The sequence below is a fragment of the Streptomyces thermodiastaticus genome (assembly GCF_014656135.1).
Classification (GTDB): domain Bacteria; phylum Actinomycetota; class Actinomycetes; order Streptomycetales; family Streptomycetaceae; genus Streptomyces; species Streptomyces thermodiastaticus.
Window position 1 is genome coordinate 1 of the sequence record NZ_BNBV01000056.1, and the last position, 10,203, is coordinate 10,203.

The 10,203-nt window shown below is 70.1% G+C and carries 10 protein-coding genes; 6 read left to right on the plus strand and 4 right to left on the minus strand.

Going from position 1 to position 10,203, the window contains the following annotated elements:
• Positions 1-472 precede the first annotated feature (472 nt).
• The 3 genes from IE286_RS26680 to IE286_RS26690 all read left to right on the plus strand — a co-directional run bounded on the left by IE286_RS26680 (position 473) and on the right by IE286_RS26690 (position 3,538).
• Positions 473-778 (plus strand): hypothetical protein, encoded by a 306-nt coding sequence (locus tag IE286_RS26680; protein ID WP_189799331.1) that lies wholly within the window; start codon positions 473-475, stop codon positions 776-778.
• Positions 779-1,606: 828 nt separating this feature from the next.
• Positions 1,607-1,855 carry a hypothetical protein gene (locus IE286_RS26685; RefSeq protein WP_189799332.1) on the plus strand — a complete coding sequence of 83 codons (249 nt, stop codon included), beginning with the start codon at positions 1,607-1,609 and terminating at the stop codon, positions 1,853-1,855.
• Positions 1,856-2,056: 201 nt separating this feature from the next.
• Positions 2,057-3,538 (plus strand): helix-turn-helix domain-containing protein, encoded by a 1,482-nt coding sequence (locus IE286_RS26690; protein WP_189799333.1) that lies wholly within the window; start codon positions 2,057-2,059, stop codon positions 3,536-3,538.
• 436 nt (positions 3,539-3,974) lie between these two features.
• On the opposite strand, the gene IE286_RS26695 is transcribed toward IE286_RS26690, so the two are convergent.
• Both IE286_RS26695 and IE286_RS26700 read right to left on the minus strand, forming a co-directional pair.
• Positions 3,975-4,325, minus strand: coding sequence for a hypothetical protein (locus IE286_RS26695; protein ID WP_189799334.1), 351 nt, complete (start codon positions 4,323-4,325; stop codon positions 3,975-3,977).
• A 78-nt stretch (positions 4,326-4,403) separates the two neighbouring features.
• A protein-coding gene (locus IE286_RS26700; protein WP_229863824.1) for an IS3 family transposase occupies positions 4,404-5,595 on the minus strand; the annotation gives its coding sequence in 2 pieces (ribosomal slippage) (positions 4,404-5,325 and positions 5,324-5,595; 1,194 coding nt in all).
• A gap of 405 nt (positions 5,596-6,000) precedes the next feature.
• On the opposite strand from IE286_RS26700, the gene IE286_RS26705 reads away from it, so the two are divergent.
• Positions 6,001-6,402 carry a hypothetical protein gene (locus IE286_RS26705; RefSeq protein ID WP_189799335.1) on the plus strand — a complete coding sequence of 134 codons (402 nt, stop codon included), beginning with the start codon at positions 6,001-6,003 and terminating at the stop codon, positions 6,400-6,402.
• A 458-nt stretch (positions 6,403-6,860) separates the two neighbouring features.
• On the opposite strand, the gene IE286_RS26710 is transcribed toward IE286_RS26705, so the two are convergent.
• Both IE286_RS26710 and IE286_RS26715 read right to left on the minus strand, forming a co-directional pair.
• The gene (locus tag IE286_RS26710) at positions 6,861-7,136 is read right to left on the minus strand and encodes a hypothetical protein (protein ID WP_189799336.1); all 276 of its coding nucleotides are present in this window, start codon (positions 7,134-7,136) and stop codon (positions 6,861-6,863) included.
• Positions 7,137-7,442: 306 nt separating this feature from the next.
• Positions 7,443-8,123 (minus strand): GntR family transcriptional regulator, encoded by a 681-nt coding sequence (locus IE286_RS26715; protein WP_189799337.1) that lies wholly within the window; start codon positions 8,121-8,123, stop codon positions 7,443-7,445.
• Between the two features lie 122 nt (positions 8,124-8,245).
• Here IE286_RS26715 and IE286_RS26720 point away from each other — a divergent pair, with 122 nt between their 5' ends.
• Together IE286_RS26720 and IE286_RS26725 are read left to right on the plus strand one after the other, a co-directional pair.
• Positions 8,246-9,109, plus strand: a complete 864-nt coding sequence (locus IE286_RS26720; protein ID WP_189799338.1) for a fumarylacetoacetate hydrolase family protein — start codon at positions 8,246-8,248, stop codon at positions 9,107-9,109.
• Between the two features lie 81 nt (positions 9,110-9,190).
• Complete coding sequence (locus IE286_RS26725) at positions 9,191-10,156, plus strand: VOC family protein (RefSeq protein ID WP_189799339.1); 966 nt, start codon at positions 9,191-9,193, stop codon at positions 10,154-10,156.
• The last annotated feature ends 47 nt before the right edge of the window (positions 10,157-10,203 follow it).

The following is a 10,203-nucleotide window of genomic DNA, read 5'->3' on the forward strand; positions in this document are numbered from 1 at the left end:
AGCCCGCCCCATCCCACGACCCGTCAGACGCAGCCCCTGCCCTGCCGGCACCCTCGCCGACGGTGCGCCGCCCGGCGCCGGCCGGCCGCCCGCACCCGATGTGGCCACCGCGCCAGGGCACGGGGTCATGGCGGCCGCAGGCACGGGTTCGGGTACGGGTCCCGGCGACACGGTGTCACGGCTGTGCACCGAAGCCGCCGAAACCGGGCCGGCCGGCCGGCGGTCTCGGGCATACTCCTGTGGCTACGTGACCGTAGGGGCAGGGGGTAGGGGTGCGCGGACGTGTGCTGCTGCCGGCAGCGGGGGTGCCGGCGGTCACCACAGCGATCACGGGGGCAGGGTCGTCCCGGCTCGGGCCGAAGGCGGCCGGCCCGGCCTCCGGCGTGACCGGCGGCACGGTTGTCCCGACCGGCCCGGGTGCCTCCCCGCCGGGCGTGCCGCAGTCACGGTGTCCGGCAGTGGGAGCGGCCGCATGACGGGCGAACCTCCGCGGCTGCCGCCGCTGACGAGCGCCGAGAGCGCGTTCGTCGACCGCTACCTGGCCGTCGTCGACGCGCTCGGCCGGGTCAACCCGGCACGCGCCCAGCACACCTACGGTGCACTGCGTGCCGCGCAGCGCCTGGTGCGGGAGGCGGAGGCGCTGCGCGATGCGCTGGCCACCATGCACGAACGAGGAGAGACCGAGGTGTTCAGCGCCACGCTCACCCAGGCGGTGCGCGAACTGGACGGCGTGCGCCGCACCCGGCGTCTGATCCTGCCCGAGAAGGACGAGCAGTGACCACCGACCCGCCACCTGCACCCCGCTCGCCACTGCCCCCTCTCCAGCGTGCGCAGCTGTCCCGCCACCGCTGAACCGGTGCCGCCGTACCCACGGCTGGTCCGGCCGGTCCGGAGCCCGCGCCCTCCCACGCGGCACCGTCCGCGCCTCCCGGACCGCCACCGGCCCGGTGCACCGGTCCGTCCGGCCCCGGCCGTATGGGAGCTGCGCGGCCCGCTGGATCCGGACGCGCTCGGCTGAACACCGAGCGAGCCGGTACGCCGCCACAGCAACGACACGCTGACGCTGCCCCACATCCTGATGGGCGGCTGGACGCTGAGCTTGCTCATCCGCGAGTGCGCCGCCCGGTGCGCGGCACGCCGCCAGGCGGTGGGCGTCGTGTACGTGCCTGTGTCCTGCGATCATGCAATTGCACGTACCGGCATGTGCTAGCGGCCGCTCGCGCCCGCTTCACCTCCCTGTTTGTTCTGATACCCGCAACACCCGCCCACCGAGGATCATTTCAAGCGCGTTTCCCGTACGGATTTGAGCGTTTGGGTTCGCAAGAAGAGATCAGCCGTGGCCAGCGCGTGACGCTACGGAAGCTGAGGAGATTTCGGAACGGGCGGCAACGAAAATCCGCTGTCCTGGGGCAACTATCAAATCGTCCCTCGGTGCGGTGTTTGCACGGATTCGATTATCGCACTGTGTATCGGTATGTTCACCCTCGGATGCGTGCGGGACCTCGTAACACCGGCGTCCAACCTTGTCCGAAGTCCCGCACGCCTCATTCCGACAACTCCTAGGAGGTATTGCCCTATGGGACGATGTACCCCCCGGTGTCGCCGGGTGAAACAGCCTTCCGGCCGCTTCGCTCAGAGCAAGCGTAATGGCCGTAACGAAAAGTTCCGTAACGTGAACCGATTCGGCAAGCGCGCCGCCGGCACCGCCTTCCTCGTCATTCCGTTCACCGGCTACCTGCTTGTCTGCCGGCCGCCTGTGCATGTGACGCTCTCCCCGGAAGCCGTCCCCGCCCTGGGCGGCGTGCTGTCGGCTGCGATGCTCGGGCAGCTCCGCACCCGCCGCCACAGGCGCTGAGGAGAGTCTGCGGGCGGGGAGGACCGAAAGACCGGGACTCCCCCGCCCGCCTTCCCACGCGACCCGCCCCGTGCAGGGGCCACGCTCCCCCGACCCGACGGGCGGCGCGTGACGAAACCCGGAAACTCCAGGCGCGACAGCCTCAGGCAACCCCGAGTCCAACCCGGGATGAACCCTTTTCGTCACGGAACGGAGGCTACCGTGAGTGACCGATGTGAGTACTGCGGCTCCCTTCTCGGCGGAGGCCCGGGGAAGGGCCGCCCCCGCAAGTACTGCGGTGATCCCTGCCGCCAGGCTGCCTTCCGTCACCGGCGCACGGGCACCGGCTCCGCGGACCACGCCTCCACACCGCGGTCCGCACCCGCACCGACCAAGCCCCTCCCCACGACACCTTCCGCCCGGCACAGTGCGGCGCCGGACCGCACGGCCGGCGACGAACTCATCTGCGAACTGGCCCGTGACGTGCAGGACGGTGCCCGCAACCTCGCGCGGCTGCTGCCGACGCTCGACGGAGAGGAACCACTGCACCGCATCACCCAGTTGCAGGAGCAACTCGACGGGCTCGCCGCGGCGGCGGTCGGCAGGGCCCGCTTCCGTCGCGTCACCTGGGCAGTTGTCAGTTCCGCACTCGACATCAGCGAGGACACCGCCCGCCACCGCTACACCGACCGCGCCATCCTGCGCCGCCTCGCCCGCTTCAACCGCTCCGGAACTCCCCTCACCAGCCTGGACGGCCTGTTCAGCACCACCGCACCCACCAGGCGCACGGACACCGCAGGTGACGCCGACAACAGCGGCGATTCCGGCGCCGCGGGCGGCGAGCGCAGCACCAGCGCCGACACGCAGCGATGCGGTCAGCACGAACGGACTCCCGCCGCCTACAACCGGCTGGCGCCGATCCTGTCCATGCTGATCCGCACCGCCCAGCTCACCAACAAGGAAGTCAGCCGCCGCATCGGCTGCTCCGCCTCGTACCTGTCCCGGATCCTGTCCGGCGAGCGCGTCCCGACCTGGGAACTGACCCGCAAGTTCGCACACGCATGCGGGGCCGACCCCGACGTCCTGCGCACCGTCTGGGAATCCGAAAAACTCAGCTGCCGCACCCCCTGGCCCAACTCCGACCCCGACCCCGGCACGCCGCCGTTGCCGGCCGCCGAACGGCTGCGCGCGGCCATACACACCCTGCACGTGCGCGCCGGGCGTCCCGCACCCAGCGACATCGCCGTCGCCAGCCGCTGGCTGTTCACCGCCGGCACCGTCGCCTCACTCCTCGAAGGCACCGTCCTGCCGCCCCGCGACCTGCTGCAGAACTTCGTGCTCCTCCTGGGCGGGGACGTCGACCACTTCACCCAGCTCCTGGACGACGCCCGCCGTGAAGCCGCCCGCAGCACCCCCCTGCTCCACACACCCGCCCCACCTGAACAACCTCCCGCTCCGCGCCTGCACGGCTCAGTCCCGCCCACCAGGCCGCACCGGACCCCCGGACCCGACACGGTGATGAAGACCTTCAGCAAAGTCCTCACCGAGGAGAGCGCCGTCGAAGACGGCCGCGCCCGACTCCTGCACAAACACGCCGAAGAGGGCACCCGCCCGAACAACGACCGCCGGCCGACCGCGCTCACCGACGCCCTGCGCCAGCGCCGACGCCTGCCGACCTCCATCACCCCCCTCGGAACACACTGAATCCGCCTGCTCCAGGCCACGGGAGACTCCCGGACCGTCCGGACCGTCCTCACCAGGAGCTCCAGCCTGCGTCACAGGGCAGACACCGCCGCCGGCAGGGAAGCACACATCAAGAGCCCGCCCGCGCAGATCGTGCACGCTCCACGTCCGAACACACCTGTCCGATGAGCGGGTGCCCCGGCCCGGCACCCGCTCCGCGTCGGCAACGGGCAAGGGGGAAAGTGGTTGTCGAGCGCCCGCGGACCGCACTGCCGCACGCCCGGGTGCGAAGATCCCACGCCGCCTCGACGGACGGCGACTGCAGGATGGACGGGTGCGCGCCGAGCGCCGGCGGGCTGCGGCGGCCACTGCGACCGCGCCGTCCGCTCACGGGTGAGCAGGCCTCCGGGCCAGCGGTGAGGATCACCCGGCCCGGAAGGAGGGTCCAGGCACAGGGTCAGCGTGGCGGCAGGCTTTCGAGTGTGAAGACCGGGCTGGTCAGCGGGTCGCCATAGAGATAGGTGTCCGTCTGGGAGTTCGTCACCAGCAGCCGGTTTCCGCTCACGGCGACGCCGGTGGTGGTGTCGGCGCCGGGGTAGGTGAGGGTGGAGACGACGGTGGCCCGCGTCGCGTCGCAGGACAGGTGCACGGTGTCGACCTCGTTGGTCACGGAGCGGGCGATGTAGAGGGTGTTCCAGCTCATGCCGAGGTCGGCGTCGGCGAGGACGTGTGCCTGGCCGATCAGTTCCAGGCCGCTCAAGCCCCACCGTTCGGCCAGGCCGTCCCACGCGGCGGATGGCTCGCTCATCCTGCGCACCTTCGCGGGTGTGCGGTCGTCGGTGATTCTTGAGCTGTCCCGAGTTCCGTAGAGTCCGGTGATCTTGTTTCAGGCGGACTGCGGGGTGGCTTCCTGTTGTCGCCACCAGTCGCGTTCGTACTCGGCGGGCGGTACGTAGTCGAGGGCGGAGTGGAGCCGTTCCTCGTTGTACCAGGTGACCCACTGGAAGATCGCCCGTTCGACCTGGTCGACGTCCTTCCAGGGACCCTGCATCTCGATCAGCTCGGCCTTGAAGGTGCCGTTCAGCGCCTCGGCCATCGCGTTGTCATACGAGTCCGCGACCGAGCCGACGGACGCGGCGGCTCCGATCTCGGCGAGCCGGTCGGTGTACCGAATTGACACGTATTGCGACCCGCGGTCGCTGTGATGAATGAGGCCGGAGTCCTTCTTGATCTTCCGTCTCCACAGCGCCATCTCCAAGGCATCCAACGGGAGTTCGGTCCGCATGTGGTTGGCGACCTGCCAGCCGACGATCATCCGCGAGTACACGTCCAGGACGAACGCCACGTATGCCCAGCCCGCCCACGTGCGGACATACGTCATGTCCGCCACCCACAGCTGGTCCGGGCGCGAGGCCGTGAAGTCACGGTCGACCAGGTCCGGCGGCCTGGGTGCCGATGGCTCCGGCACTGTGGTCCGCCGCCGCTGTCCGCGGATCACGCCCTCCAGGCCTAGCTCACGCATCAACCGCTGAACGGTGCAGCGTGCCACGAGGACGCCCTTGCGCCGCAGCGCATGGGTGATCCGGCGGACACCGTAGGTGCCGCCGGAGGCGGCATGGACCTGCTCGATCAGCGGCATCAGCTGCTCGTCGCGCAACCGGCGGGCCGACTTCGGCCGCTTCTTGCGCGCGTAGTACGCCGACTCCGACAGCCCCAGCACCCGGCAGGCGAACCCGATACCGAGACCCTTGTCCTTGAGGTGCTCGATCACCTGGTCGGCCTCGTCCGGGGACGGTCGAGTTCGGCCGCAAAAACACGCTCGCGGCCTTCAGGATCTCATTCGCCCGCCTCAACTCCGCGTTCTCCCGGCGGAGCTGCCCCAGCTCTTCCCGCTCTGCGGTGGTCAGCCGGTCGTCGCGTTCACCGGCGTCTGCCTCGGCCTGGCGGACCCAGCTGCGCAGGGCTTCTTTGTAGATGCCCAGGTCCTTGGCGACGTGCGCGATCGGCCGGCCCGTCGTGCGGACCTCTCGGACAGCCCGCTCACGGAGCTCGTCCGGGTATTTACGTGGTGCTGGCACTGCTCGTGGTTCTCCTTCGGGCCAGGATCATAAACCTGGCTTCAGGGACTCCACGAAGCCGGGATCAGCTCATCTGGCCGTGCCTCAGCAGGGCCGGGGGCGAGGGGCAGGCACGTCACCAGTGTGACCGCGGCACCGGCCGCACAGACCGTCCGCGGCCCCGTCGACTGCTCCAGCCGGTCGGGCGGCGTCACGCCCCACAGGAATCGCCCGGCCCGGGCGGACGACCGAAGCCTGCCTGTTGCCCGGCCGGGAGGCGATCCATCCGGTGGCCTGGTCCTGCGGGCGGGAAGATGTGATCAACAAGTCGTACGGTGACGTCACCTGGACGGGCGATACACCTGCTGAGGGAGCATCAGTGATGATGCGTAGAGGAAACACAGGCACGTGCCGAACGGAGAGATCGTGACCCGTTCCCTCATGAAACGGCGCCTGGCGCGCGCCGCAGTCACCGCCTGTTGCGCTGCTGGCCTGGCCATCACCCAGGCGGTGCCCGCACATGCGAAGACCGTCCAAGTACGGTTCGACTACGCGCATCTGTGGCAGACACCCGAGTTCAAGACCACCGCCAAGGGCAGCATCACGTTCAAGGTCTTGACGTGCAACCGGACGGGCCAGAAGATGACGGTCCTGCTGCGGCGCACCAGCGGCATCAACCACGACATCGGGACCCGCACCATCAAGTGCAGTGCCAAGCAGACGGCATCCTTCCGCAACGTTGCCGCGGGCACATACGAGTTCGAACTCGGCAAGCTCGACGACGGCAGGCACTTCCAGGGGCTCGCCTCCTACACGTTCACCGGCTAGCCCCACTCCACCCACACCGGCCCCCAGGCTGCGGCGGTCATAGGAAGGGCTTCCGGCATCGCCACGTCATACACATGCCACAGCCGCCGGCAATGATCGCCGCAACGCCTGGGGCCCGAATGATCATCGCTGGTCAGGCAGCCGCAATCGCCCGCTGCCTGACAACTCCCGTGCAGCGGGCTGAGAGGGCTCCTACCGGCCTACTGTCCGCGCCCAGACGCCGCGCAGCCCCGACCCTCCTTTCGCTCAAATCAGCCGCAGCCCGCCAGAGGGGGCGGTGAGCAGTTGGCAGCCGGTCCTCCCCGCGTGTACCCGTCGTCAACGCCCCGGTTCGATGCCCGGCGGCGAACACCTCGCGGGTCCCGGATCATGGCTCTGCGTCGACCCGTTGCTCGATGATCCGTAGTTCTGGATCGGAGCTGTCGAGCACGCGTCCGGGACGGTGCACCCCGCGGAGGTCATCGGCAATACTCCTTCAGGGCGCCTGGCGCGTCCAGAACCGGCCCGAACTCCTTGCTCCACTCGTCCCGTGCGGCGGTGTTCGGCACCCCTTGGAACACCGCGACCTCAGGGTCTCGTTCACCGCAGCATCCCCATCGCCCGGCCGGTCCGGTCACGGCGACGCCCCCGGCCGACACCGCGATCGACTCCACGACGACGTCATCCGGATCGTCCGGCTCGAAACCGATCGCCGTCCAATAGTCGTCGCAGCTTGCCTCGACGGTCAAAGACACCGCCGGAAGTCTGTGACGGTCCGTGAGAGACGTCCGGGGGCCGGTGCGACGGCCAGCAGTCCGATGTGGCTGTCACCGTGCGATGGAGCCATCGCGCGGAGCGCCGGCCAGAAGTCCGGGGCAAGGACCGCATCGAACTCGCAGAACAGCGCATCCCCGCCCGTGCTGGTGAGAACCTGATCGGGCGGCCTGGCGCGAGTGTGAACGTCCAGGTGACGCTCACGGTCGTCCGTGGTTTGCGAGCCCTTCCCCGTCAGTCGTCCCCGGCCCGGTCCGGCGCGGCTGGATCTACTTCCGCAACGGACGCTAGGCCACCGCGGCGGGGTCGTCGGCGATCACTGTGCGCAGGGCCTGGGAGGTGCGGTCGATGTGGCGGGCGAGCAGGTCGGCGGCCGCATCGGCGTCCCTGCGCAGGACGGCGTCGACGAGCTGCCGGTGTTCGCCGGCCACGTCCCGGTCGACGTCGCCGGCCACGGGGCGGGACCAGCGCCGGTACAGCGTGGCGGCGTCCCGCAGGCTCAGTGCCGCGGCCAGCAGCCGGCTGTTGCCGCATGCCTCCAGCAGGGTCTGGTGGAACTGTTCGTGCACGGTGAACCAGTCGCTGTTCGCGGTGCCGTCCGGCCGTACGGCGTCGAGGCCGGCCAGGTGGTGGTGTGCGGCGACCACGGCCGCCTCCCACTTGATGTCGCCGCGTTCGATGGCCCGGCGCAGGACCAGGGTCTCCAGTTCGATGCGGGCCTCGGTGAGCTCGTCGAGGTCGTCGAGGGAGACGGTGACGACGCTGAACCCCTGCTGGGGTGCGGCGTGGACGAGGCCTTGCTCGGACAGGCGGGTGAGGGCCTCGCGCACCACCGACTGGCTGACCGAGAAGCGCTGGGCCAGTTCCACCAGGCGCAGCCGCTGCCCGGGCCGCAGCACGCCCTGGAAGATGTCCTCGCGGATCTGCGCGTAGACGGCGCTGCCTCTCGTCGACTTCCCACCAGCCATGGTCGAACACTGTAGCAGCAGAACGACACGACCAGAAATTATCGTTAATCTGTTGCGTGAACGAGATTGAAGGCTAAACTTCATTGCCGACACCCCCGCACACCGCTCGACAGGGAGGCCTCATGCGCCTGGCAGACATCGACCGACGACTGGTTCTCAAGGGCCCGCAGGGCTACATCGACGTGGCCCGGGCCAGCGGCGGCCGCTTCGGCCCGGACACGCAGTCCGCGCTGGACGCCTGGGACGAGTTCTCCGCCTGGGCCGACACCTTCCTGGCGTCGCCGCAGGCCGGGAAGGCCCCCGTGACCGGCACGGGCCCGGACACGGTGTGGGGGCCGGTGGTCACCCGGCCCGCGCAGATCTTCGCGATCGGCTTGAACTACCGTGACCACGCCGCCGAGTCGGAGTTCGGCGTGCCGGACGAACCGGCGGTGTTCACCAAGTACCCCACGTCCCTGACCGGTCATGAGGCGGCCGTCACCCTGCCCGACGGCCAGGTCGACTGGGAGGCCGAGCTCGTCGTCGTCATCGGACGGCACTGCCACCGTGCGACGCGCGAGACCGCGTGGTCCTATGTCGCCGGGCTGACCGTCGGGCAGGATCTGTCGGAGCGCCGGCTGCAACTGGCGGGGCCCGCGCCGCAGTTCTCGCTCGGCAAGTCGTACCCGGGCTTCGCCCCGGTCGGTCCCGAACTCGTCACCCCCGACGAGTTCGCCGACCCGGACGACCTCGAACTGGGCTGCCGGCTCGAGGGCGGCGAGGTCCTGCAGAAGAGCCGCACCTCCGCCATGATCTTCGACGTCCCCGAGCTCATCACCCGCCTGTCGGCGGTGTGCCCCCTGCTGCCCGGCGACCTGATCTTCACCGGGACCCCGAGCGGCGTCGGCCTCGCCCGTACCCCGCAGAAGTTCCTCGCCCCGGGAGACGTCCTGGTCACCTGGGTCGAGGGCATCGGCACGCTGCGCACCACCATGGTCGCCCCCTGATCCGACCGCGAGACCGGGTGCCCGCCGCCGCCCGCGCTGTGCACGGCACCGCCTCACCGACATCCGAAGGAGCCACGAGCCATGTCACTGCACCGGCTGACTCACCTCGTCCTGGGTGTGCCGAACGTCGAGCAGACGTCCGCCTACTACACCGACTTCGGTCTCACCCCCGTCAACGACTCCTCCCGCACCGCCGCGGAGGGACACCACGCCACCCGCACGTTCTCCACCACCGACGGCGGAGAGCAGCTGCGCATCGTGCACACCCCGCGCCGCCGCCTCGTCGAACTCGGCGTGGGCGCCGACGACCCCGACGACCTCGACCGCATCGCGGCCTCTCTCGCCCGGCTGGACGTCCCCGTGCACCGCACCCCCGGCACGGTGACCGCCGTCGATCCGGGCACCGAGGTCCGGGTCCGCGTGGAAATCGTCCCGCGCCTGTCGCAGACCCCCACACCGACGGCCCCGTACAACGCCCCAGGGGCCACCCCCCGCCTGCACGAGCGTGCCCCCGGCGTCCTGCGCACGGACCCGGTCCGCCCCCGCAGGCTCGGCCACGTCGCCCTGGGCTCGACCGACCACGAAGCCTCCCAGCGCTTCTTCCAGGAGGGCATCGGCTTCAAGGTCAGCGACACGGTCAAGGACACGGCCGCCTTCATGCGCTGCTCCCCCGACCACCACAACGTGCTCGTGCACAAGGCACCCGTGGCCTTCCTGCACCACAGCTCGTGGCAGGTCGACGACATCGACGAGATCGGCCGCGGCGCCACCGCCATGCTGGCGGCCGACCCCGGCCGGCACACCTGGGGCCTGGGCCGCCACCACATCGGCTCCAACTTCTTCTGGTACCTCAAGGACCCGGCCGGCAACTTCTCCGAGTACTACTCCGACATCGACTGCATCGTCGACGACGCCCTGTGGAAGCCGAGCGTCTTCGAGGACAACGCCAAGGCCCTCTACTCCTGGGGTCCGCCCCCTCCCCCCTCCTTCCTCGCCCCCGAGGACCTCGCCGCCCTGATGACCGGCGCCCACGCACCAGCACAGTGAACACCCGCACACCCGGCCGCTCGGACCGCGGCCGCGGCCGCGCCGCC

Bases quoted from the DNA above. Each gene is read 5' to 3' on its own strand.
- IE286_RS26680 (WP_189799331.1), top strand. From the start codon at position 473: ATGACGGGCGAACCTCCGCGGCTGCCGCCGCTGACGAGCGCCGAGAGC.
- IE286_RS26695 (WP_189799334.1), bottom strand. From the start codon at position 4,325: ATGAGCGAGCCATCCGCCGCGTGGGACGGCCTGGCCGAACGGTGGGGC.
- IE286_RS26715 (WP_189799337.1), bottom strand. From the start codon at position 8,123: ATGGCTGGTGGGAAGTCGACGAGAGGCAGCGCCGTCTACGCGCAGATC.
- IE286_RS26720 (WP_189799338.1), top strand. From the start codon at position 8,246: ATGCGCCTGGCAGACATCGACCGACGACTGGTTCTCAAGGGCCCGCAG.
- IE286_RS26725 (WP_189799339.1), top strand. From the start codon at position 9,191: ATGTCACTGCACCGGCTGACTCACCTCGTCCTGGGTGTGCCGAACGTC.